Annotated in this window: 16 protein-coding genes and 2 pseudogenes; 13 read left to right on the forward strand and 5 right to left on the reverse strand. The window is 48.5% G+C overall.

The window, feature by feature from the left end:
* Positions 1-207: 207 nt before the first annotated feature.
* From NG833_RS25365 to rbsK, 7 genes and pseudogenes are all read left to right on the forward strand, one after another.
* Positions 208-948: pseudogene (locus NG833_RS25365) on the forward strand (IS5 family transposase); the annotation flags it as partial.
* 73 nt (positions 949-1,021) lie between these two features.
* Positions 1,022-2,383 (forward strand): annotated as a pseudogene (locus tag NG833_RS25370) (filamentous hemagglutinin N-terminal domain-containing protein).
* 99 nt (positions 2,384-2,482) lie between these two features.
* Complete coding sequence (locus NG833_RS25375; protein ID WP_254568059.1) at positions 2,483-3,793, forward strand: S-layer family protein; 1,311 nt, start codon at positions 2,483-2,485, stop codon at positions 3,791-3,793.
* Between the two features lie 167 nt (positions 3,794-3,960).
* Entirely contained in the window at positions 3,961-5,739 is a 1,779-nt protein-coding gene (locus tag NG833_RS25380; RefSeq protein WP_254568060.1) for an SWIM zinc finger domain-containing protein, read from the forward strand.
* A gap of 157 nt (positions 5,740-5,896) precedes the next feature.
* On the forward strand, positions 5,897-6,391 hold the full coding sequence (locus NG833_RS25385; protein ID WP_254568061.1) for a hypothetical protein: 495 nt from the start codon (positions 5,897-5,899) through the stop codon (positions 6,389-6,391).
* 148 nt (positions 6,392-6,539) lie between these two features.
* Entirely contained in the window at positions 6,540-6,947 is a 408-nt protein-coding gene (locus NG833_RS25390; RefSeq protein WP_254568062.1) for a hypothetical protein, read from the forward strand.
* 124 nt (positions 6,948-7,071) lie between these two features.
* Positions 7,072-7,998 carry a ribokinase gene (gene rbsK / locus NG833_RS25395; RefSeq protein WP_254568063.1) on the forward strand — a complete coding sequence of 309 codons (927 nt, stop codon included), beginning with the start codon at positions 7,072-7,074 and terminating at the stop codon, positions 7,996-7,998.
* A gap of 344 nt (positions 7,999-8,342) precedes the next feature.
* Here the strand turns inward: rbsK and NG833_RS25400 are convergent, their stop codons facing one another.
* Positions 8,343-9,023 (reverse strand): ComF family protein, encoded by a 681-nt coding sequence (locus tag NG833_RS25400; RefSeq protein WP_254568064.1) that lies wholly within the window; start codon positions 9,021-9,023, stop codon positions 8,343-8,345.
* A gap of 131 nt (positions 9,024-9,154) precedes the next feature.
* Between NG833_RS25400 and NG833_RS25405 the strand changes: the two genes are divergently transcribed.
* Positions 9,155-11,626: a putative PEP-binding protein gene (locus tag NG833_RS25405; protein WP_254568065.1), complete on the forward strand. Its 2,472-nt coding sequence runs from the start codon at positions 9,155-9,157 to the stop codon at positions 11,624-11,626.
* Positions 11,627-12,151: 525 nt separating this feature from the next.
* Here the strand turns inward: NG833_RS25405 and NG833_RS25410 are convergent.
* The 3 genes from NG833_RS25410 to NG833_RS25420 form a co-directional block, all read right to left on the reverse strand.
* Positions 12,152-13,030, reverse strand: a complete 879-nt coding sequence (locus NG833_RS25410; RefSeq protein WP_254568066.1) for a DUF1361 domain-containing protein — start codon at positions 13,028-13,030, stop codon at positions 12,152-12,154.
* Positions 13,031-13,357: 327 nt separating this feature from the next.
* Entirely contained in the window at positions 13,358-13,618 is a 261-nt protein-coding gene (locus NG833_RS25415; RefSeq protein ID WP_254568067.1) for a hypothetical protein, read from the reverse strand.
* Between the two features lie 208 nt (positions 13,619-13,826).
* Positions 13,827-14,051 carry a hypothetical protein gene (locus NG833_RS25420; protein WP_254568068.1) on the reverse strand — a complete coding sequence of 75 codons (225 nt, stop codon included), beginning with the start codon at positions 14,049-14,051 and terminating at the stop codon, positions 13,827-13,829.
* A gap of 418 nt (positions 14,052-14,469) precedes the next feature.
* On the opposite strand from NG833_RS25420, the gene NG833_RS25425 reads away from it, so the two are divergent.
* Both NG833_RS25425 and NG833_RS25430 read left to right on the forward strand, forming a co-directional pair.
* Positions 14,470-14,886 carry an element excision factor XisH family protein gene (locus NG833_RS25425; protein ID WP_254568069.1) on the forward strand — a complete coding sequence of 139 codons (417 nt, stop codon included), beginning with the start codon at positions 14,470-14,472 and terminating at the stop codon, positions 14,884-14,886.
* Positions 14,874-15,215, forward strand: a complete 342-nt coding sequence (locus tag NG833_RS25430) for a XisI protein (protein WP_254568070.1) — start codon at positions 14,874-14,876, stop codon at positions 15,213-15,215. Before NG833_RS25425 ends, NG833_RS25430 begins: the two co-directional genes overlap by 13 nt.
* Positions 15,216-15,332: 117 nt before the next feature.
* Here NG833_RS25430 and NG833_RS25435 read toward each other — a convergent pair whose 3' ends face one another.
* The gene (locus NG833_RS25435; RefSeq protein ID WP_254568071.1) at positions 15,333-17,978 is read right to left on the reverse strand and encodes a colicin uptake protein; all 2,646 of its coding nucleotides are present in this window, start codon (positions 17,976-17,978) and stop codon (positions 15,333-15,335) included.
* A gap of 373 nt (positions 17,979-18,351) precedes the next feature.
* Between NG833_RS25435 and NG833_RS25440 the strand changes: the two genes are divergently transcribed.
* The 3 genes from NG833_RS25440 (at position 18,352) to ureC (ending at position 23,546) form a co-directional block, all read left to right on the forward strand.
* Positions 18,352-19,506 (forward strand): hypothetical protein, encoded by a 1,155-nt coding sequence (locus tag NG833_RS25440; RefSeq protein WP_254568072.1) that lies wholly within the window; start codon positions 18,352-18,354, stop codon positions 19,504-19,506.
* A 29-nt stretch (positions 19,507-19,535) separates the two neighbouring features.
* Positions 19,536-21,494, forward strand: a complete 1,959-nt coding sequence (locus NG833_RS25445; RefSeq protein WP_254568073.1) for a CHAT domain-containing protein — start codon at positions 19,536-19,538, stop codon at positions 21,492-21,494.
* Between the two features lie 318 nt (positions 21,495-21,812).
* Positions 21,813-23,546 (forward strand): urease subunit alpha, encoded by a 1,734-nt coding sequence (gene ureC, locus NG833_RS25450; protein ID WP_254568074.1) that lies wholly within the window; start codon positions 21,813-21,815, stop codon positions 23,544-23,546.
* Positions 23,547-23,946: the final 400 nt, after the last annotated feature.

Consider the following 23,946-nt stretch of genomic DNA (forward strand, 5'->3'; position numbering starts at 1 on the left):
CAATTACTCCTCCTGCCGATGCTCGGTTTTAATTCTATTCTCTATTGGTTACAAGTGTTTCCTATTCCTCAGTTATCTTTGGAGTTAAATCGATTAATTTCTTTTATAAATCGGGCCTGTTTCGCTCTCTTCCCTCTTTCTGCTGACGTGGATTTCTTATTTTCCTCTGCCTAGAGTGACAGAAGAGGGATAGAGCAATACCGTTTAGCCAATCCGAAAGATAAACGAGGACGTCGAACCACATTAACTCTTGAAGAACAAGTCTTAGTAGCATTAGAATATTGGCGAGAATATCGAACCTATTTCCATCTCGGCACAAATTGGAGAGTCTCCGAATCAACAGTGTGCCGAATTGTCACTAATATCGAATCCACTTTGATGAAAAGTGGAAAGTTGAGGATTCCTGGCAAGAAAGCCTTGCTTAAAGGTTTTGGGGATCCAGAAGTTGTCGTAATGGATGTCACAGAAACAGCAATCGAACGGCCCCAAAAAAAACAGAAGAAATACTTTTCAGGAAAGAAAAAATACCACAGTCTAAAAATGCAGGTGGTCATTAATCAAAAAACTAAAGAGATTATTTGCCTACACTTTGGGCCGGGGCATTGCCATGACTTCAATTTATTCAAAAACAGTCCAGTCCATTTTCATCCTGAACCCGATAGTTTACAAGATAGTGGATATCAAGGAATAAAAAAATATCATTCTAATAGCTATACTCCTAAAAAGAAACCGAAAAAGGGTAGTCTTTTCGCCTTACAAAAAGACTACCATCTGGCTTTGTCCCAAGACATAGTTGGGATTAAACATATTAATAGAAGTCTGAAAATTTTCAAGATTTTGTCAAGTCGTTATCGAAATCGTCGCCGCCGTTATGGCCTCCGGTGTAATTTGCTCGCAGCACTTTACAATTATGAGTTGGCTCTGGGGGCTAAAATTCAAAATTTGTAATTATAACATAGATTTTTTTGCAAGAGGTCTAATGATCAAGAAAAATAGTAGAGTCAGGAGTTGGCAAATCGTGATGAATTGGGGTCATTATTATCTATCTATTTTCATTGTTGTGAGTGCTTTGCTGTTTCTGGAGGGAAGTCTAAGGCAGAACTCTCTTCAAGCGCAAGTCATCCCGGATAATACGCTACCGAATCCTACCGGGGTGCAAATCAATGGCAATACTTTCACCATTGAGGGGGGAACTGCTGCCGGGAGTAATTTGTTTCATAGTTTCCAGGAATTTTCCATCCCGATGGGAACTGCTGCACTTTTTAACAATTCCCCGGCGATCGCTAATATTATTACTTGAATTACTGGCGGCAAATTGTCCCAAATTGATGGGGCGATCGCCGCCAATGGCAGCGCCAATTTATTTTTAATTAATCCCAGTGGCATTGCCTTCGGACCGAATGCGACCCTAAATCTAGGGGGTTCCTTTGTCGGGAGTACCGCCAACAGGGTGTTATTTCCTGGCGATCGCGCCTTTAGTGCCACGGACCCTGATTCATCGCCAATTTTGAGCGTAAATGTCCCCATCGGGTTGCAATACGGACCGAATCCCGAGAGCATTGTTGTGCGGGATGCGGTCTTAACTGTGCTGCCAAATCAATCTTTAACCTGGGTTGGGGGTGAGATTACCCTGGAGGGGGGACAATTATTGGCCCCCGGTGGGACGGTGAGTTTGGGGGGGATATCCGAGGCGGGAGTGGTGGAATTACCCGGAGGAAATGCCCTCAAACTGCGGGACACCATCGGGCGATCGCCACTCACTCTCACCAATGGGGCGCGAGTGGATGTGGCAGGGTCAGGGGGTGGAAGTATCTCGATTCAGGTGGATAATCTGCTGATTTCTGGTCAGTCTGAGATTCGCGGGGGGATTGCCGAAGGGTTAGGAGAACCGGGTGCACAAGCAGGAGATATCGACATTGATACCCGGGGAAATATTGTGCTAACGGGAGAGAGTGCGATCGCCAATGAAGTCCAACCCACGGGAATGGGAGATGGGGGAAATATCACTTTAAATACCAACAGCTTTTCCGCAACCCGTTCAATGATTTCTACTAGCACATCGGGAGAAGGGAATGGGGGAAAACTGCAAATTACCGCCCGAGACTCGGTGGTATTTGATGGACAAGGCACAGAGGATTTCATCACCATCGCCTCGGCAGATGTAGCACCCGGAGGGGTCGGAAATGCAGGAGGCATCGAGATTCAGGCGCGTTCTGTGTTGGTCAAAGATGGCGCGGGCATGAGCACGGGAACCCGGGGTCGGGGGAATGGTGCACCCCTAGTCATTCGCGCCGTAGAGTCGGTGGTTTTTGATGGAGTGAATTCCAGTAACGATGTGCTAAGGGTGTTCCAACAAATAAATCATCCAAATCCCGATGGTTAAGCATCTAACTATATTAGCCCGCGCAGGCGGGCTTTGTCCGTGTAGCCCCACCCTTAAGGGTGCGGGTTTTTTGGGGATTTTATTTTTTGGAGTTCCCTAATGCCGACGGGGGCGGAAAGTACCGTAGACCCCGAGGCAATGGGAAAGGCGGGAAGTTTAGAGCTTGAGACGGCAGCATTACGGATTCTAAATGGGGCGAATGTGGGCAGTATGACCTTTGAGGCGGGGAATGGAGGTCCTGTGAGATTACAGGCAACGGAGGTGATGGAATTTGGAGGAGTCGATCGCCTGGGCAATCCGGTGATTGTGTTTAGTGATACGTTGGGAGAGGGGAATGGGGATAATTTACGGATTGAAACCCCGAGGTTGATTTTGCGCGATGGTGCCCAGATTAGTGTGGGTACATTTGGCGCGGGGGATGGGGGAAATTTGGAGATTCTGGCAACGGAGGCGATTGTGTTATCTGGTTCAGTTCCGGCAACGGAGGGCGGATTTTTCTTCACCGATGAGTCTGGAATGGTTTTCCCTACAGGCATTTTTGCTGCTTCTACACAGACGGGGAATGCGGGGACAATGCAGTTAGAGACGGGAGAGTTAATGTTAGGCGATCGCGCGATTATTTCCGCCAGTGGTGAGAGTACGGGGGTTGCTGGGAATATGGAAATCGTGGCGCGACAGATTCTGGTTAATAATGCGGCGATCGCCGCTGAAACGGTGCAGGGGGACCAGGCGAATATTTTCATTGAATCGCGGGATATCCGGTTGCGGAATCAAGGGGGAATTACCACCAATGCCAGTGGGAGTGGGACGGGAGGGAATATTGCGATCGCCACGGATACGTTAGTTGCCGTAGAAAATAGCGATATTACGGCCAATTCCAGCGCTAGTTTTGGGGGTCGCGTGGCGATCGCTGCCCAAGGCATCTTGGGGACTGATTTTCGCACAGAAATCACCCCTCAAAGTGATATTACTGCCACCTCCGAACTTGGGGCGGAGTTTAGCGGCAGTGTCACCATTAATACCCCCGATGTCAATCCCTCTACTGGATTGGTGCAATTACCCGAAATGCTGGTGCAAGCGAGGGATAATTACTTTGTCGGTTGTGCCTTATCCGATGAGAATTCTTTTACTATTTCTGGACGAGGAGGATTGCCCACCGATCCGACTCAACCCCTCCAAACCCAACCGATTTGGCATGATTTACGCAACTTTTTCCAAGAGTTAGAGGAGGAACCCGTTACCCTTGCCCCCCCTGGTACCCCTTCCTCTGAAAATTCATCTCCCCGACTCAAGGAAGCGACAGGTTGGCGACAAAATTCTCAAGGAACCATTGAATTAATTACGGCAATACCCGAGGGAAGTATTTCTTTTTCCGGGTTGCGATCGCCGGACTGTCAACCCATTGAATAATAGCGGTTGTTAATATCTGTGAATCAGTCTTGCGAGTCAGACCCTTTCTGGATATGATAGGAACGAGAGAAAATGGCGGTTTTTGTTCCCTAAGCGGATGAGGATACGCTCTTCCAATTTTTTAACAACTCGTCCATTTCTCCGGACCCATCAGATTGGATTGCTTTATGTCTAAAACTCCTGACTTGACCGATCGCCTCATTCGCCAAAAATCCGCCCCTGAATTGTTTAGCAAAGGCCAGTCTGATTATGAAGCGGGCAATGTCACCGCAGTAACTCTGCGGGGCAACTTAATCAATGCCGAAGTCATCGGCAACGCAGTCCAACCCTATCGGGTTCAAGTTGGATTTGACCAGGGCAGTTTGACCTCGGCGACCTGTTCTTGTGCTTATGATGCTGAATGGTGTGAACATATTGTTGCCACCCTATTTGTGGTGATGCGACAACCGGAAATCATTCAAGAACGTCCGACTTTGGAGCAATTAATCGGTCAGCTAAACCTGTTAGAACTCCAAGAATTAGTGCAAAATTTGGTCAATCAAAATCCAGGACTTCTGGATGAAATTGACTGCTATATTACGTTAAATCCTGAACTAAAAATTTCAAATCAACCGGCAAAAAATCACCGTTCTTCCCCCATTAATTCTGTTCCATTTCGTCAACAGGCCCGGGACATTTTATATGAGGGAATGCGATATTTTGAAAATTTAGACGGGGAAGAGGACCCGGTAACCGAGGAGTTATTAGATTTAATTGATAATGTTCAAGGGTTAATAGAAATTGGGGAGACTTATAATGCTTTAATCGTCTTAGAAGCCATTGCCTCAGCTTGTGCAGCCGATTGGGACCGGGTGGAACAGTATGGGATTGATTCGGATGAAATTGTCATCGCCCTGGATGAGGCGATCGCCGAAGCAATTCTCAGCGACTCCCTGAGTTCCAGTGAAGTGGAACAGTGGCGATCGCGATTAGAAATCCTCCAAGAGGAGTGGAGTACCGAATTTCCCCTCAGCTTAGAATCCCTAACTCAAGGATGGGATGATCCGGATCTGGTAGCAGCCCTCAACGGAACTATAACCGAACCTGAAATTAAAGAAGAGTCGCTTACCAATTATTCCCCAGATTTGGGATTAATTCGTTTAAGAATTCTGGATCTGCAAGAGCGATATCAGGAGTATTTGAACCTGGCCAAAGCGAAAGGTAAAATGAAACAATATCTGACCATGTTGGGCAGTTTAGGACGAACTGCCGAAGCAATGGAAGCCGCCGAAAATCAGATGAAAACTATGGAGGAAGCATTATCCCTGGGTCAAACTTTACACAGCAATGGAGAAGTCAGAAAAGCCTTGGAAGTCGGGCGAATGGGGTTAAAATTATTGGGAAATTGCCAATATGAACTCGCCAGTTGGACCGCTGATTTAGCCCAAGAATTGGGGAATGCCGAGGTAGAAATGGAGGCGAGACAACTAGCCTTTTGCTATAACCCCACTTCGGCGGATTATTTCAGACTCAAAGAATTAAACGGAGAAAATTGGTCTAACATTCAGCCAGATTTATTAAAATCTCTCAGGCAGCATACGAGTTGGGGGACAACTGAGGTTAAGGCGGATATTTTTCTAAGTGAAGGCTTAATTGATGAGGCGATCGCCTCCGTAAAAGGCTTGGGTTCCTATCATATAGATTTAGTGCATCGAGTCATGGATGCCGCGATTCCTGAACGTCCAGATTGGGTGATTGAAACGGCGCGACCCTTTGCCGAAGCGATTCTGGATCGCAAAAAATCTGAATCCTATAATCAGGCGATCGCCTGGTTGAAAAAAGTCCGGGCCGCCTACATTCAAAAAGACCAGTGGGACCGCTGGAAAACCTATCGACAAGAATTGCTACAAACCCACGCCCGCAAACACAAATTCCGGGGGATGCTGGAAGATAGGCGCTTGGATTAAACCTCGTCCCCTCTTGCCAGAGGGAAGGGTTTCCAGGATTAGGAGTCTCCCTCCTTTCCTCCATTTTCAATGGGTGAATGTACTCTGCGGGTTACTCCCCACTCAACTGCTCTAATTTATGCCATAATTGTAGCACTAAGCCCCTATAGGTGAGCGTATGTTTCCCTCTCAACGGTTTACGATTACGACTTATCTCAGTCCCGAGGACGTCCAGAAAAAATTAGTAGCAGTTGTAGAACCTCCCCCTCAAGGGATACAATTCCAGTGGAAAAGGTCGGACAAACTATACCGGGGAAAAATTGGCGAACACTCTTTTAAGATTGCCAAAATTATCTACCACCGCAATTCATTCTTACCGCAGATTGAAGGTCGAATAAAGGCCCACGGTAGAGGCAGTCAAATCGAAATTGAAATGAAACTGCACATCGCTGCGATCATTTTTATGTGCGTTTGGCTGAGTACAATTGGACAAGTCGCGTTGCTGAGTTTATTCGCCCTCTTTCAAGATGACTTTGAACCTGCTTTTTTAATCCCTTTGGGAATGGTAATTTTTGGTATAGCGTTGCCCTGGGTTGGATTTCTCCCCCAAGCTAAGGCGTCTAAAGATTTTTTAATCGAGTTGTTTCAAGGTACAGAAGAACATTCCCTTTAAGAGAGATAGAGGGACAGCTTCTGGCCTTGATGACTGAAAATGCAGCAAAATAATGTCCCGGCATAGTTGGGAGAGTTAGAAAATGTTGACTTATCAAAGGTTGACGATTAAAACTGGGCTAAAACTCTACCAAATTCGGGAAAACCTCATGGGAATTGTGGAACCTACCTATCGGATAGGTGAGGAAAGTCCCACTCCCCTCTATCGAGGAAAAATCAATAAAGACTCTTTTCAAATTTCCAAAATTATCTACTATACCCGTTCGCAACGCTATCGCGAGTCTTTCTTTCCGGTGCTTGAGGGTCAAATTAGGGAACATGACAGCGGGAGTCAAATCGACATCCAAGTTAAAATCACTCCAGGAATTCTCGTTTTTCTGGCAATCTGGCTGATGACGGCGGGAAGAGAAGCTTGCGTTTCTTTGCTGAGGCTTCAAAACGAATCTGTTTCGTCATTTTCAAGCCCTATCGGTATCTTTTTATTCGGTTTAGCCATCCCACTCATTACTTTTTTTAGCATCGCTCAACATTCTAAAAAAAAATCATCAATTTTCTGAAAAACTGATAAACTATAAAGCTAGGACTTAGGCGAAGTAGAGGCAGTTCACCTCAGATAGAGTCACTCAGGAATAAGGGGATGCATGAGTCCTGAAAATTAATCGTCATCGATTTTTTATAAACATGAGTATTATTGTGTTCGGTAGTATCAATCTCGATTTAGTCACCCGCACTCACCGACTTCCCAAACCTGGGGAAACTCTGGCGGGAATTAGCTTTTTTACCGCATCCGGTGGCAAAGGTGCAAATCAAGCAGTTGCTGCGGCGAAATTGGGCATGACAACTTGGATGATTGGACGGGTAGGGGGAGATAGTTTTGGACAGGAACTCCTGGAGAGTTTGCAACAGTCCGGGGTGAAGTGCGATCGCATCTTCATCGATGAAACCACGACTTCCGGAATTGCCACGATCGCCGTCGAGGATACGGGAGAAAATACCATTATAATTGTCCCCGGTGCCAACGCTGGCGTCAATGAGTCAGACTGCGATCGCCTCACGGATTTATTACCCGATGCCGCAGCATTATTATTACAATTAGAAATCCCCTTAAGCGCAGTTCTGGCAGCGGCTAAAAAAGCTCAGGATGCCGGAGTTCCGGTCATTTTAGACCCCGCACCCGCCGGAGAACTCCCCCCAGAATTGTATTCCTTAATTGATATCATTACCCCCAATGAAACGGAACTGAGTCTCCTCACCGGAATTGCCGTGAGAGATGTAGAAACAGCCAGGGAAGCCATCAGCGAATTGCAAAGACGGGGAGTTAGAACAGCGATCGCCAAGTTGGGGGCAAAAGGGGTGCTTTGTGCCAGGGGAGAAGAACAGTTTTTTGTCCCCCCCTTTGAAGTGGAAGCGGTGGATACGGTAGCGGCAGGAGATGCCTTTAATGGGGCATTGGCAGTGGCGATCGCCGAGGGATTGTCCTTACCCGAGGCTGTCAGATGGGGGGCTGCTGCCGGTGCCTTGGCGGTGACGAAACCCGGTGCTCAATCCGCCTTACCCAGTCGCCTCACCTTCGAGGAATTTCTTCGGGAGGGGAAAATTAAGACTTGATCGGTTATATGGTGTTTGTTTGATCATCCACGGGGACCTAACCCCCCAGCCCCCTTCCCTAAGCTAATCTTGTAGGGGTTTTGTAGGGGCGCAATGCTTGCGCCCCCTAGTTTTGGAAAACAGACCCTAGTTTTGGAAAACAGACCCTAGCTGTGAAAACAGACCCTCGCTGTGAAAACAGACCCTCGCTTTGGGCGCAAGCATTGCGCCCCTACATAAAATAACGATTTTTATAAAATAACGATTTTTCGTAGGCGGCTTCAAAACCCCTACAAGATTAGAGGAAGAGGAAAGGGGGAGAAGAGGAAGAAATGGTTTTTTAGGTTAATTCACCAGACTGGATATTAATCCAAGGGTTGAGTCGTGGCGATCGCCGCAATCCCATATACTGAAATCCCCTGTTTAGACAGGGTTGTGATGGCTTCTTGACAAGTTGCCCCGGTGGTATAAATGTCATCGAGCAAAATCACCCCCTGTTTCGGCTTCCTGCGGCGAAACCCGGCCCCCACCCGCATCGCATTGGCGAGGGTTTGCTTGCGTTGTGCCGGGGATAATTGATTTAACGCTTCGGTATCTCGTACTCGTTCTAAACCCCGAGGTTCTAACGGGTATCCCGTCAGTTCACAAAAGCTTTTTGCCAGTAATTCTGCCTGATTAAATCCCCGTTTTCGTTGCTTGTCGGGATACATGGGAATGGGAACCACCGTGAGTCCCTGAGCTTTTGCCAGGGGAGACTGTAACCAAGTTTCAGCCAAAAAGTACCCCAGGGGTTGAGCGAGTTCCGGGCAGTTTTGGTACTTCATCACGGCGATCGCCCGTTTCATCACCCCGCCATAGCGCCCCCAAATCAATACCGGAGGGGTTTCCTTTAATAACCGTTGCTTCACCGAGAATTTTTGGCGCTGCAACTGGCGATCGCAAGCGGGACAGAGGAGGGGTTTTCCAGGGCGATCGCACAAAGGACAGTTGGGTTTTAAAAACAAATTTACCCACCCTTTCACCATTGCCGACCAATTTCCCATCATCTGCCACCCTCTCTTTCCTGCACTAATTCTTCATCTTAGCCCCCCGCCTCCACCTTGACTAGGTTTTTTCAATTCATGCAAAAGGGAGCCACCCAGACTATGATAGAGGATGTCCGAATGGTTGCTTGATTGTGGATCACCTTTACTGGCTTGACCAAATTCAACCCTCACAACAGTATTTAGTGGGGGACAATCCATTTTATTTAAGTCAGATGGCGCAACAGGGTTATCCGGTGCTGCCCGGATTTGTGTTGGCGGCCCCTGCATTGCGAGAATTTTTAGAAACCTATCCTTGGGAAGAACCCCTGTTTGCCGAACTCCTGAGTTCGTCGGTGCATCTGAATGTGGATGATACCCGACAGCTAAAGGCGATCGCCCAACATATCCGGGAACAGATGATGGCGGCAGAGTTACCCCTAGAGTGGATTAATGACTTGGCAATGGCAGGGGAACAACTGAGTTCCCCGGGGTTAATCCTGTCCCCGATTGTCACCCTTCCGAAACATACCCCTAGTCCGGTCAAATTTTCGGGGTTAGTGGAAAGCTATGTTTGCCTGTGCGATCCAGAGGAAATTGCCCTAGGGGTACTGCAAACTTGGGCGGAGTTATTTAGGGCGAGAAGTTTATTATATTGGCAGCGATCGCAAATTGAACTGCGTTCACTGAATCTGGCAGTTTTGGTGCAACCCTTACACAGTGCCATTACCTCCGGAACCCTCACCTATACCCCAGCGCACTGTGAAATTAAAGCCACCTGGGGATTGCCCCTATCGATTAAACTGGGACAAGCGATTCCCGATTGGTATCAAATCGAGTTAGAGAGGGGGGATGCGATCGCCCAAAGTCTGGGAAACAAACATCTCGGTTACGATTTGAGATGGAACTCCACCCCACCGGACGAGTTAACCGCAGAAACCAGCTTGCTGAGTCCCTACAGTTGTCTTCAACCCTATTTGGTGAGTGATGAACAACAACAGAAATTTTCCCTCCAACCCCGGGAACTGGAAATATTGGGGGCGATCGCCCGCAACCTCGGCAGTCACTTAAACCGCCAGTTCAGCCTAGAATGGACCCTTGTAAAAGCCATAGAACAGTCCCCAGAACAGATCTATATCACCGGAGTGGAAGTGGGAAATCCCCTTCCCTCTTTGGAAATGACAGCCCCTGTAAACCCGCCATCTTCCCCCAAATCGGTTCCGGTAAAGGCAATTGAGGGAGAAGAAATGCCACAGATTATCCTCGGAACTGGGGCCGCCAAAGGAGTCGCTGTCGGATTAGTATATTGCATCACCTCCCCCACGGAAGTCTTGGAACATATTCCCCCAGGACGGATCTTGATTGCCAAAGAAATAGCCCCCCATTGGCTGCATATTGTCCGACAAGCTGCGGCAGTCGTCACCGAATCCGGGGGAATGACCAGTCATGCGGCGATTCTCGCCCGAGAATTTGGCATTCCTGCGGTGGTGGGGGCTACCGGAGTCACCCAAGCGATCGCCACCGCCACGGAAATATGTGTCAATGGGGATACCGGAGAAATCTTTATACTCTCTGCGGGAACTGTCCCACCGAATCCTGGGCGATCGCCTCACCCTGTTGCCTCTGCTGTCTCAGAACCTCATCCCATGCCATTACCCGAGTCTGACCCTGTAACTGCTTCCTTCTCTCCACCCTTTCCCACTGCTACACAGGTGTTGGTGAACCTGTCGCATCCAAGTTCCTTAGACCGAATTGCTGATACCTACTTAGATGGGGTGGGGTTATTGCGATCGGAAATGATGGCCCTGGAAATTTTCCAATCGGAAGACCCTTACCAATGGTGCGATCGGCACAAAAACCAGGAATTTATCCACCGAATTTCCGAACCGTTAAAGCGCGTCGCCGAATTTTTCTTTCCCCGTCCAGTATTTTATCGGTCCTTAGATTTGCGCGGGTACGATTTACCGGGAGTGCGATCGCCGGGACAAACCAACATCAACTCCAATCGCAGTGCCCAAACCTTGGGAGTGCATGGCGCATTTAGCTACCTCCTCGACCCGGCATTATTTGATTTAGAACTAGAAACCTTAGCCAAATTACAACAGGAGGGGTTAACCAACCTGCGGTTAATCATTCCCTTTGTGCGAACCGTCGAAGAATTTATATTTTGCCGGAATCGGGTCCAACAATTCAAACTCGACCGCGTTCGGGATTTCCAACTCTGGATCATGGCGGAAGTGCCTTCTGCCTTATTTTTAATCCCAGATTATGTGCAAGCGGGAGTCCAGGGAATATCCATCGGCACCAATGATTTAACCCAGTTACTCCTCGCCGCAGACCGAGAAAATCAGCAAATGTCCCAGGTGTTTGACCCCCGTCATCCGGCGGTAATGAGGGCGATTCATCAACTGATTCAACAGGCAAAAGCAGCGGGGATTCCTTGTGCGATTTGTGGCGGCGCACCCACCCATTATCCAGAAACTATTGATACTTTAGTGCGATGGGGAATTGATGGAATTTCCGTCGAACCCGAGGCGATCGCGCGCACTCATCAGGCGATCGCCCGGTCCGAACAGCGCATCCTGTTAGAAACTGCCCGTCGTGACTCCGGGGATTGTCCGTTTTAACCCTTATATCAAGTTACAACACCCGGCGGGGGTTCTCTCCGGTCCCCTCCCCTTGGCAAGGGGAGGGTTAGGGTGGGGTTCTTTTTGTGCGATTCCCTACGGGATAGCTCCGCTTACCGCACATCACGAAGAAAGAGGTTGGACCAGTCTCCATACAGGCGCGATCGCCCTAGCCCTGTCAAGGTGATAAATTTAATGACGAAAAATCAGGGTTTCTTGGACAGGCGATCACTCTCGCGCCCCTACAATCTACACACCTTGACAGGGCTAGTGCGATCGCCCCCAAGAGTGCGTGACGTGGCGGTAAGCGGAGCTATCCCGTAGGGAATCGGCAAAGAGGGACCCCACCCTAACCCTCCCCTTGCCAAGGGGAGGGAACCGGAGGTGCAGTTAAGCGTAAAAAACCTACTCTTGTATAAAGGATTAATCCCCCGCCGGTTGTTCCCACTCTTGCTCCCCCTTCCCTCTTAGGGAAGGGGGTTGGGGGGTTAGGTCAATCTGGGTAATCAAGCAACCATAATATTATTAACCCTCCGAATCCGTTGCTGGAGACTCCACTGGCGCGACTGGACTCCAAGCACTTTTCTGCTGACTATTGCGGTGCATCAGCGCCAAAGTCAATTGTTTAAATAACCAGTATAAAACCGTAATCACCACAAACGTGACAATCATCACCAAAACCGGACGACGACCAATCAAATCATTCATCACACTGCGGACTAAAATATCTGGGTCCGTCACAATATCCCAAGTATTAAACCGTTGAAAGCGACCCAGATAAATCCCAATTGCCGTCAACCCATGTATCACCAATTCCGCCAACCCAGTCCAGCGACGTAACCCAGACCGTTCCATATACCAAGTTAAATAAATCAGGGACAGAACATAAGATTGAAACCCCACAATCATAAAGATTAGATACTGGGGAATCAAAGCTAACGTAATAATCCAGACCGAGTATCCGGCGCGAATATCAGTGATTAAATGAATCACATCGGTTAACACATAAGGCGCATTCGGTAAAAAGGTGATAAACGCCACAAATCCCACCCACCATAAGAGAGAACGCGAAACCGTCGAGCTATTTTGACTGCGCCGCAACTGCCAAATTTCCGACGACATCAAAATCAGAGTCAGGATGAGAATCCAGATTAAGTAATCAGCACTGATTCGTTGCAGCAGGAAAATTCCCGTCCGGAAAACCCGGTGAGCAGACGGCAGAAAAGTGGCCCCTAAAATGAGAAACACTCCCCATCGTAACCATTGCGATCGGGGTTTGTGAAACAACCAAAAACTCAACGCTAAGGGAACCACCGCTAAAAACGTATTCCAAGCCATAAAGCGATGATTGCCTTCCAGGGCCCCCCATGCAACAGTCATCCAGTCCATCAATTGAGCAGTCATAGGCTTTTTCTTTCAGGGATTCTTTCAACAGAGCTTGTTTATTCCCTTACTATGATATTCACTTGATTCTGGGAGTTGCCAAATTGCTGAAACTCTTGACAATTTAGAGATATTGTGGTATGTAAAAAGACTAACTGGTATAGTAAATCATTGTTGTATATAGATAACGAGCAAGATGCTCGCACTCCTTAACTCACTCACGTCTCACTAATGTCCTCTATTTCTCGTGACTTGGCTCCGCAGAGTCACGTCCTATTGGAGGCTCTGCCTCCTGCTACTGTATCAGGCGGCAGAGCCGCTGATTGCCCGTGACATGGCTCTGCCGTGTCACGAGAAAATCCTTTGCGATTGGGGCGGAAATACATCAGCCAGAGGTGAGATTTCACCAGCAGCAATTTCCTGTCGGACCATTTGGGCCATCTTATCCCACTGAGCATCAGTCGTCGATGCGAACTGGTCTTGCCATTTCTGGTCATCCTCCATTTCTGCAAGCAGACGAGAGGCGATCGCATCCTGCTGTTCATCCGGTAAAGTTTTCAGTTGGGGTATTCCAACAAATAAATCATCCTTGCTTTGATGCGATCGCACCTAACAAGACTCTATATTAGCCCGCGCAGGCACCGCTTCGTTCGCAAGTGCCCCACCCTTTAGGGTGCGGGTTTTTTGGATATTTTATTTTTTGGACTTCCCTTGGGCAATCACTCGTTTAAGTAATTCAGTCATTGTTTTGATTGTAGGAGGTAGTGGGTGGAGTTGGGTGGTATTGTGACAAGAAACCAGAGACTCAACAGTATTTTTAAACGAGGTAGTTGTTGTAGTTTGGCGGTTCGGTTTCTACGTTAGGGGGTTGGGGATTGAGGGGGAGTGCATCCACTTCAGCAAACCAGTTTTCCCAAAGGGTAGTGTAATCGGTTTGGGGTTGAAGGGAGCGGGTAAAGGCGAGAACTTGGGTTAAGGATTCCGGGGGAAGGCGATCGAGTTCGCGATCGATTTGTTGTCGGATTAGGGGAGGGTTTTGCATGAGCGGGGTTGATGGGGTAGTGGGTTACTTGGGCGGTTGAGAAACCGGGGTTCTTAGGAAACATTATGCCTTACAATTAAAGTTATCGCAGAAACCCGGTTTCTGGGCTTTCTGGGACTAGAGGCGTGAGCGAATTTGGTCGCTGAAAGGGAGTTGACGGAGGCGGCTGTTGGTAAGTCCTGACATGGCTGAAGCGATGTCACGAGTAGATAAAGTAGAGGAGAGTAGGCCCCTGGTAACGAAAGCTGAAGCCGAGTTACGCCCTCTTCTGTTGGAGGCTCCGCCTACTCTCAAGCGCTTAAGCGCTGATTTCGTGACATCCCTTGACTGGGAATAAGGACCTCGTGGGGATTAAGGTGCGGCAGTATCTTAGAGGCGATCGCTAACCCACTTCTTCAATCTTTGGTACAGTTGACTTATGCCTCGATTAGACCTGATCCACCACGCCGTTAAAACCGCCTTGCTCAAAGAGGGGTGGACCATCACCGATGATCCCTACATCCTCAAATATCGCCGCACGACTCTCTACGCCGATCTAGGAGTGGAACGTGCTATTTCTGTCCAACGCCACAATCAAAAACTGGTTATAGAAATCAAAAGTTTCGTAGGAGTTTCCAAAATTCAAGACCTCAAAGAAGCACTTGGACAACTGGATATTTATTCTTACATCCTCGAAGAAATCGAACCCGATCGCAAACTTTACCTTGCGGTTAGCACTACCACTTATCAAAATATTTTCCAGCTAGACATTGCTCAACTCATTCTCAAAAAGCGCTACTTGCCTTTAATCATTGTTGATTTAGAAACCGAGGAAATCACCCAATGGATAAACTAACAGACTATCCCCAACTCATCAAAACTCTTCTGATGGCCCATGTTAATCGCTGTCAGCAACATCCCGACCCGAATATCGAAACTTTTTTAATCTGTGATGAAGCACAAGGACATTATCTGTGGATGACCCTAGGCTGGCAAAAGGGCGAACGTTTTTCTGGGGCGACGGTGTACGTTCGTTTGCGTGACCAGAAATTCTGGATTGAGGAAGACTGGACAGAAGAGGGCATTGCCACGGAACTGGTGGCAGCCGGTGTCCCCAAAGAGGATATTGTACTGGCTTTCCATGAACCTAAAATTCGTTCTGAGACGGGTTTTGCTGTGGTCTAAAGGCAATGATATCCTGCTGATGCATTCAGGCGGATTCATGTCCCGAGAAACACGAGGAAAGAGGAATTTCGCTCCCCTCTTGCTCCCCCTTCCCTCCCAGGGAAGGGGGCTGGGGGGTTAGGTCTCTTCTCTCCCATTTCCCCCTAAATTAGACGGCACTCCCCCAATTAAACCATTAGCAGTATTGAACAAATTAATCGGACTTTTCCCATCAGTAATCAACACACTTTGTAGACCTAACCCCGCTAAGAGTCGGGCTTGCATTTCCGGTCCGGCTTGCGCGATCGCCCGCAAAGTCTCAGGCCCCAAGGCCGCAACTTTTTCGGCGAATTCCGTACTGGTAATTTCCGCCATCCGTTGGGCTTTTTCTATTTCTAGGTTTGTGAGAGCTTGTTGATGGGCAAATTCTGCTTCTTGGCGCGATCGCAGTTGGGCGAGTTCGACTTCGGCGCGGATGCGGGCGGCTTCAGCTTCTTGGCTGGCTAAATTCACTTGTAATTGTCCTTGAATCTGCGCCGCTTCGGCTTTGGCGCGGGCTTCGGCAGTGGCTTGTCCTGTGGAGGAAATGGCGGCGTTTTCTGCTTCTAATTCCAGCAGGTTTCGGCGTTCGGCTTCGGCGGCGCTTTTATCGACGATCGCCTGTCTTTCGAGTCTCGCTTTCGCTTGTTGGGCGATGCGTTCCGCATCATGGCGGGCTGCTGCTTCTTGGGCGTCGGTGGTGATTTGAATGGCAATTTGTACGGATTTTTGTAGGCTTTTTAAGGTCTCTTCATCCACGGGTTCGACGGATTGAATGTCGATGTTAGTGATAACGAGATTATTCGACCGAAATCGGAAATCTTCCCGAATATGTCCCTCGTCATCGACTCCAAAGACGGCTTGACGGATGATGCGGGCGGAGTTGCGGTGGAATTCGTCGAATTGGACTCCGGCAACGGCACCGCGCACTCGGGAGGCGATCGCCTTACAAGCAGCACCGACAAAATCGGGAACTTGAAATAATTTCTCGGTCTGTTCTTCGTTAGTTTTATCGACTTCAAAATACCAATTATAGGATAATTGTAATTGCAGTCGCGCATGGTCCGACGTTTCCACGGTGAAAATATCGGTCATGAAATCTGGACCTAACAATAAAGCCAAAGCTTTAATCGCATTAGGTCGTTTGGGTTTATCCCCCGATAAACTTAACACGGTAAAGGCTTCATCGGGACCTAACATGACTAAATCAGGACCGAATACATTCCGGGCGGTTCGTTCTTTATAGTCGTGAATTTGCACCACGGCATTTTGAGGAACATGAAAGACAACCGCGCGAGTTTTATCCCGTTGTTTGCGCTGATTCTGGGTTCGTCCCTGGGTTTCCTCACGATATTCCCCGCGATCGCCTAATGGGTCACTTTTGCGTTGCAGCAAGTCTTCCACCACCGGCGGTAACTCTTTTTCCCAAGGTTCTTCATGGGGCGCTAACAGATAGGCTTGGGGTCCACTCACCAGTTTAAGTTCCCCGGTTTGAATGTCTCGCACATAGATTCCTTCATTTTTATCTAAGGGAATCGCTTTGCGGGTTTCGATGACTTCCACTTGTACCGGAGGAATATAATCCCGGGGACCATGAATCATCCACAAATCCCCGGGTTGATGATGAATTGGGTTCTCTGCGGTCCCTTCAGTAAAGGCTTCATAAGCCCGGAGTAACAAGGCTTCCTGTTCCCCCAGCACATACACTTTTTGGATGCCGTTGTGGAGGGATTCTCCGGGATGTAAAAAGAAGGTAATTCGCCCTTGTCGAACTTCCCACATCCCGAATTGGGGTTTGCCGTTGCTATCGATGGGGTCTACGACGATACACCATTCTCGGTCATTCAAGGTGGTGACTTGGACTTCCCCTACGACTTGTTCATAGACATCGGGAATATGAATTTCTGCATCTTCTAAGGTGACTAACCATTCATCTCCGGCTTTCCGTTGTCGTCCGAAAATGTCGGTAAAACTACGTTTAGCTTTGAGATGTAATGCCTTGCGTTCAGTTAAGACATAAGCCTCAAGTAAACCCAGGATTTCTTCATCAATGCCCGGTAAATAAGCCCCTTCTTCTCGGACTAACCATTCTTCTCCGGCGCGGCGGCGAATTCCCTGGCGATCGATGCAGTTTTGGCGGGCAAATAATCGCAGGGCTTGATTGGTTTTAATAATAGTGGCTTGGACGGTTTTAACGATCGCCACTTCCACCCGAGGAATGTAGGTTCCGGGTCCTTCAAATAGCCATTCATCTCCCGCAACCCGCTCAATCATTTGGGTTTGAGGGATTTCCCCGGGGACTGTCAGGGTCGCGCTAAAATCCCGTAAGGCACGCAATCGCAACGCTTGATTGGTTTCGACAACTTGCAATTGGGTGACGCTTTCTGCAAGTTCTTCCCCGGGATATAGGGGAAAGGGTTCTTGGGATAAACGAATTTCCCGATCGCCATAACGGAGTTTGATTTGTCCCCGAGGGTCGGTGCTGGGTGCGCCATTTTCAAGCCGCATGACTGGATTGGCAACGATGCAATAATGGCGCGGGGGGACAACAATGGCGGGTTGCGGTTTTAAAATGAGTCGTTCCCCATCTCGCAGGGTAATCGTTTGGGGTCCGACTTCGAGACGAGTAATTCCGGTATTATTATCTAAAACATGAATGAATTCTTGAGGTTTGAGGCGAATGACGCCACTGGCTAAATCCGAGTCTAAGGTAGGATTTTCGGAGAGTTTATCGGGTTTACTCATGTTTTAATATTCTCTGAACAGAGAATTGGGGATAGGATAGTTCTACTATAAACAAAGATTTCAGGAATGAGGTGATTTGGATCGGACGATCGCCGGGGGATAAAACACTCCAGATGGATGACAGCGATCACTTTAATCGGGATTGCTACGATTGCTATTACACTTTGAGCTAAAGTGAAAAAATAAAAGTAAGTATTTTTGACTAAGCAATTGTAGGGTGGGCAATGCCCACCTTAACAGAATGGTGGGCATTGCCCACCCTACTCCTTTAACTGTAATATTTTCAGTGAAAGGAGAATGTGATTTTGCAGATCAGAACGGGTAAAATTCTTTTAGGGGTATTTATTATTTAGCCTCGCCACTAATGAAATGTATGATCGTTGAGTTACTGCTGTTGGGTATTTTATTGCCCGTTGATGTCGCCCAAGCTGCCGAGGTGAAACCCTTGCCAGCAGAGCAGTCCGGGGACAAGCTGGAATTTTCTGCCGAGGCGGCCAATCTGGATCCTCTATTTTTCCAACCCATTCAGGGCGATCGCGATCCGGTGTTGTTTACTAAACAGGTTGCCGGGGAGGGGACGGTTTACCCCCAGGACTTACGCATATTTGGAGAATCCCCCCTAAATGTAGAGGCGATTCGCGAATCGCCTCTACATTTAGGGTTGAATGTTACAGATGGCGTAAATCCTGACCCTCAAGGTGAGATTGCCCAAGGGGAACCCGCTACAGCACCGGAGGGAACCGCCCCCCGCCAAGGGACTCCCTTACATCGCGAGATTCCCGGGGAACAACCCTTCATTCCCCAACGCATCCCCTTTCGCCCGCGCACGGATGTTACCACTCAAAGCAAACCCTATTTGGCTTCTCCGGGGATTACGGTGATGACCCCCTCGGGTTATGGTGCCGGTTGGGGAAGTGCGGGATTTGGGGTGGGTTTACAGGAACGAACTCGGTTTACGGATAGCAGTGATGGGGTTGCCGGATTCGGCATCGGGTTTGGCAATCCTCGGGAAAATATTGGCTTAACCGTTGGTGTGACGGTGACGGATTTATGGGGCGATGCCTTTGAGGATGGCAGTGTGAGTTTAAAATTACATCGGCAATTGCCGAACGATTTTGGCATTGCGGCAGGGGTGCAGGGAGCGCTCACTTGGGGAGAAACCGATGGCGGAACCTCTGGGTATGGTGTGGTCACAAAACGGTTTGTTTTGGATGACCCCGAGAACCTTTGGAGCCAAGTGTATGTGACCCTGGGGGTCGGAGGTGGACAGTATCGCTCTGAGTCGGATATTGAGGCGGGAGAGGGGACTGTCGGACTGTTTGGTTCGGTGGCATTACGGGTTGCACCTCCCGTCAGTGCGATCGCCGAATGGACGGGTCAAGACCTCACTTTGGGGGTCTCCGTGGTGCCGTTCCGGAATATTCCTTTGGTGATTTCTCCCGCGATTACGGACATTACCGGCAGCGCTGGAGATGGAACAAGGTTTATTCTCGGGATTGGTTATGGGTTTACGTTTGATCGGTTCTAGGACGGGTTTTTTATAGAAGGATTCTCACAATGAAACTGTTGAAGGGATGGATGAAATTGCTTTTGGCTATGACATTGGTGGCGATCGCTGCGACTCCTGCCATCACCCAGACGGGAAACCAATCCGATGTCACGGGACCCCTAATAGATCCGCCAACGATCGCACCCACGGGAGACATCACCCCTTTACCTACTCCCACGGACACTCCCACAGATACTCCCACAGATACTCCCACAGACACTCCCACAGATACTCCCACAGACACTCCCACAGACACTCCCACAGATACTCCCACAGACACTCCCACAGATACTCCCACAGATACTCCCACAGATATCCCACCTGGGGATACCCCTGTAATCCCTGTGGACAGTCCAGGGGAAGTGCCGACACCGATTCCGGTTCAAACTCTTGAACCGATTAACATTCAGCAGCCCGAAACCGCTCCTCCGGTTGTCATCCCTGAGAATCCCCAGGTTCCCGTTGAAGAGGAAATTCCTCCTCCGGTGAGCGAAAATAATCCCGAACCAGAGGGCACAACGGAAAGTGCTAATCCCATAGAGGGTCAGATTCTCGAAGGTGCTGACAGCACAACGGGAGAAGCACAGCCTTTGAGTACGCTTTCTGAGCAAGAAATCGATCGCCCGGGTTATGAAACTCAGTTAGCAGTTGCTGATATTGGGGTGGCGGTTCAAATGTTGGAAGAATATCAGGCAATGGAGTTTAGCAATTACTTAGAAGTAGAGTTATTTGGGGAAACCGCAACTCCCGATGAGATTGCTCAAACCTTGTATGATTTGTGGCAAGCGACGGGTAACAAGAGTGCATTTATTTATGTCTCAGCCTTAGCGGATCAATTAGAACTGGTGATGATTTTCCCCCATAATTTTCGAGTATCCGGGGGCAGTTCTGACTTAGTGGCTTCGACAAATTTAGCCCAAGGACTGATTGAGAGAACCACTGATGTAGCCGTTCGCGAAACCGTGCCTAATGTCTCTCGGGAACAGCTTATAGAACAGGTGCAAAACTTGCGATCGGAACTGACTAATCCCAGACGGATTAACAGTCGGAGTTACTTACGCAGCGCCCAAGCACTCTATCAGTCTCTGATTGCTCCAATGGAAGCACAACTCGAAGCCAATGGGATTGAAACCTTAGTCTTTTCGATGGATTCTGGGTTGCGAACTCTTCCCCTGGTGGCATTGCATGATGGGGAACAGTTTTTATTGGAAAAATATGCTGTTGCTTTAGTCCCCAGCTTTGGCTTAACCGATGTCACCTATTCCGATATCCGCAACCGAAAAGTGTTAGCGATGGGTTCTGCTATTTTTGATGACCTCAGTCCTCTCCCGGCAGTGCCAACCGAATTGCAAAATATTGTCAGCAGTTTTGGGCGTGGAAATATGTTTTTGAATGAACAATTTACCGCCCAGAATTTCCGAAAAACTAACCAAGAAAACAGATATGGAATTATCCATCTGGCAACCCATGCGGAATTTCAAGGGGGAAATTTGGATAACTCTTATATCAAGTTTTTTGATGGTCGAGTCGGACTGAACCAGTTTCGAGAGTTAGCCACGGAACTGGGGTGGAATACCTCGGACAATCCTCCCATTGAACTATTAACCCTTAGTGCCTGTCGGACTGCCGTGGGAGATACAGAAGCTGAGTTAGGATTTGCCGGTTTAGCGGTACTTTCTGGGGCGAAGGCATCCTTAGCTAGTTTCTGGTATGTCAGCGATGCAGGAACTCTGGGATTAATGAGTGAATTTTATTCCAAATTAGGGGAAAAACCACTGAAAGCTGAAGCGTTACGGCAAACTCAACTGGCCCTATTAAGGGGAGAGGTTCGTATAGAAAATGGGATGTTATTGCTCTCGAATGGCACAACGGTTCCCTTACCACCGGAATTAGTGGCCCAAGGAAATATGACCCTATCTCACCCTTATTTTTGGTCGGCGTTTACGGTGATTGGAAATTGGAATTAACCGGATTAGGATTGATACCTAATCCGGTTTTTGGAGGGTTGAACCCCCTAATCTTGAGGGTGGGGGGGTAATACTAGCCCGGTCAAGGTGTCATCCAACGATCAATAATTGTAGGGTGGGCAATGCCCACCGTAAGCAATAATTGTAGCATGGGCAATGCCCACCCCATTGCTTACTTTTGAGAAACCACCGTAAATGTAGAGGCGATTCGCGAATCGCCTCTACATTTACGGTGGGGGAATGCGTCAGTTTTACTAAAATGGGATAAACTAATTGGAACCCTAAAATGATGGGCAAGAATGGAGTGAGGGAACGTCAATGAGTTATAAAATGGATCGCCGCGCTTATGCGGAAACTTATGGCCCAACGGTGGGCGATCGCATTCGGTTAGCCGATACAGAATTATTTATTGAAGTTGAACAAGATTTTACCACCTACGGCGACGAGGTGAAATTTGGCGGGGGAAAAGTTATCCGCGATGGCATGGGACAATCTCCCATTGCTAATGATAGCGGGGCGGTGGATTTAGTGATTACCAATGCAGTGATTCTGGATTGGTGGGGAGTGGTGAAAGCGGATATAGGAATCAAGGATGGCAAAATATTTAAAATTGGTAAGGCGGGAAATCCTTATATCCAAGATGATGTTGATATTATTATCGGTCCAGGCACCGAGGCGATCGCCGGGGAAGGGATGATTCTCACCGCAGGAGGAATCGACGCCCATATACATTTTATTTGTCCCCAACAGATTGAAGTGGCGATCGCCTCGGGAATTACCACCATGTTAGGCGGAGGAACTGGGCCCGCTACCGGGACGAATGCCACCACCTGTACCCCAGGACCTTGGAACATTCACCGGATGTTACAAGCTGCCGATGCTTTTCCGGTGAATCTAGGGTTTATGGGGAAAGGCAACAGCAGCAAACCTCGCGCCCTCGTGGAACAGGTCCTCGCTGGCGCAATGGGGTTAAAATTACATGAAGACTGGGGCACGACTCCAGCGGCGATCGATACTTGTCTGACGGTTGCCGATGAGTATGATGTGCAAGTTGCTATCCATACCGATACCCTCAATGAAGCGGGATTTGTAGAACAAACCATCGCCGCGTTTAAAGACCGTACCATTCATACTTACCATACAGAAGGGGCCGGTGGAGGACACGCCCCGGATATTATCAAAGTTTGCGGACAAAAAAATGTTTTGCCCTCTTCTACGAATCCCACCCGTCCTTATACCGTCAATACCTTAGAAGAACATCTGGATATGCTGATGGTGTGCCATCACCTCGATCGCAGTATCCCCGAAGATGTCGCCTTTGCCGAATCCCGCATCCGTCGGGAAACCATTGCTGCCGAGGATATTTTACATGACCTCGGGGCGTTTAGTATGATTTCCTCCGATTCTCAGGCAATGGGACGGGTGGGAGAAACCATCATTCGCACTTGGCAAACCGCCCATAAAATGAAAGTCCAACGGGGGTTTTTGTCCCCGGATGACCGCAAAGATGGGATTCCTAGTACCACAGAACATGATAATTTCCGGGCGCGGCGTTATATTGCTAAATATACAATCAATCCCGCAGTCGCCCACGGGATTTCTAATTATGTGGGGTCGATTGAAGAAGGCAAATTGGCGGATTTATGTTTGTGGCATCCGGCATTTTTTGGGGTGAAACCGGAATTGGTGATCAAAGGTGGGGCGATCGCCTACGCCCAAATGGGAGATGCCAATGCCAGTATTCCTACTCCCCAACCCATTCATGCACAGCCGATGTTTGCCAGTTTTGGAGGGTCTCGGACTGCCACATCCTTTACCTTTGTCTCTCAAGCGGCATTGGAGTTAGAAGTACCGACTCAGTTAGGTTTGCGAAAACCAGCCATTGCTGTTTCGGACACGCGGAAGGTGGGGAAACGGGATATGAAATTAAATGAAACCCTGCCTTATATTGAAGTTGATCCAGAAACCTATCAAGTTTGGGCGGATGGTCAATTACTCACCTGTGAACCGGCACAAGTGTTACCCTTGGCGCAACGGTATTTTCTGTTTTAAGTTGCAACAACCGCTGGGGGTTTTAACTCTAGCCCTGTCAAGGTGTATTGATTTGTAGGGGCGCTTCGAGAAGCGCCTGTTCAAGAAATAACGATTTTTCGTCATCAAATTTACCTCTTGTAGGGGCGCTTCGAGAAGCGCCTGTCCAAGAAATAACGATTTTTCGTCATCAAATTTACCTCTTGTAGGGGCGCTTCGAGAAGCGCCTGTCCAAGAAATAACGATTTTTCGTCATCAAATTTACCACCTTGACAGGGCTAGGGTTTTAAGTTGCAACAACCGGCGGGGGTTTTAAGTTGCAACAACCGGCGGGGGTTTTAAGTTGCAACAACCGGCGGGGGTTTTAAGTTGCAACAACCGGCGGGGGTTTTAAGTTGCAACAACCGGCGGGGGTTTTAAG

Origin of the sequence: Oscillatoria sp. HE19RPO (genome assembly GCF_024220515.1) — a bacterium.
Lineage (GTDB): Bacteria > Cyanobacteriota > Cyanobacteriia > Cyanobacteriales > Laspinemataceae > Laspinema.

Bases quoted from the DNA above. Each gene is read 5' to 3' on its own strand.
- NG833_RS25435 (WP_254568071.1), bottom strand. From the start codon at position 17,978: ATGAGTAAACCCGATAAACTCTCCGAAAATCCTACCTTAGACTCGGAT.
- NG833_RS25440 (WP_254568072.1), top strand. From the start codon at position 18,352: ATGATCGTTGAGTTACTGCTGTTGGGTATTTTATTGCCCGTTGATGTC.
- NG833_RS25430 (WP_254568070.1), top strand. From the start codon at position 14,874: ATGGATAAACTAACAGACTATCCCCAACTCATCAAAACTCTTCTGATG.
- rbsK (WP_254568063.1), top strand. From the start codon at position 7,072: ATGAGTATTATTGTGTTCGGTAGTATCAATCTCGATTTAGTCACCCGC.
- NG833_RS25380 (WP_254568060.1), top strand. From the start codon at position 3,961: ATGTCTAAAACTCCTGACTTGACCGATCGCCTCATTCGCCAAAAATCC.
- NG833_RS25445 (WP_254568073.1), top strand. From the start codon at position 19,536: ATGAAACTGTTGAAGGGATGGATGAAATTGCTTTTGGCTATGACATTG.
- NG833_RS25400 (WP_254568064.1), bottom strand. From the start codon at position 9,023: ATGATGGGAAATTGGTCGGCAATGGTGAAAGGGTGGGTAAATTTGTTT.
- NG833_RS25425 (WP_254568069.1), top strand. From the start codon at position 14,470: ATGCCTCGATTAGACCTGATCCACCACGCCGTTAAAACCGCCTTGCTC.
- NG833_RS25420 (WP_254568068.1), bottom strand. From the start codon at position 14,051: ATGCAAAACCCTCCCCTAATCCGACAACAAATCGATCGCGAACTCGAT.
- NG833_RS25410 (WP_254568066.1), bottom strand. From the start codon at position 13,030: ATGACTGCTCAATTGATGGACTGGATGACTGTTGCATGGGGGGCCCTG.
- NG833_RS25375 (WP_254568059.1), top strand. From the start codon at position 2,483: ATGCCGACGGGGGCGGAAAGTACCGTAGACCCCGAGGCAATGGGAAAG.
- ureC (WP_254568074.1), top strand. From the start codon at position 21,813: ATGAGTTATAAAATGGATCGCCGCGCTTATGCGGAAACTTATGGCCCA.
- NG833_RS25390 (WP_254568062.1), top strand. From the start codon at position 6,540: ATGGGAATTGTGGAACCTACCTATCGGATAGGTGAGGAAAGTCCCACT.
- NG833_RS25385 (WP_254568061.1), top strand. From the start codon at position 5,897: ATGTTTCCCTCTCAACGGTTTACGATTACGACTTATCTCAGTCCCGAG.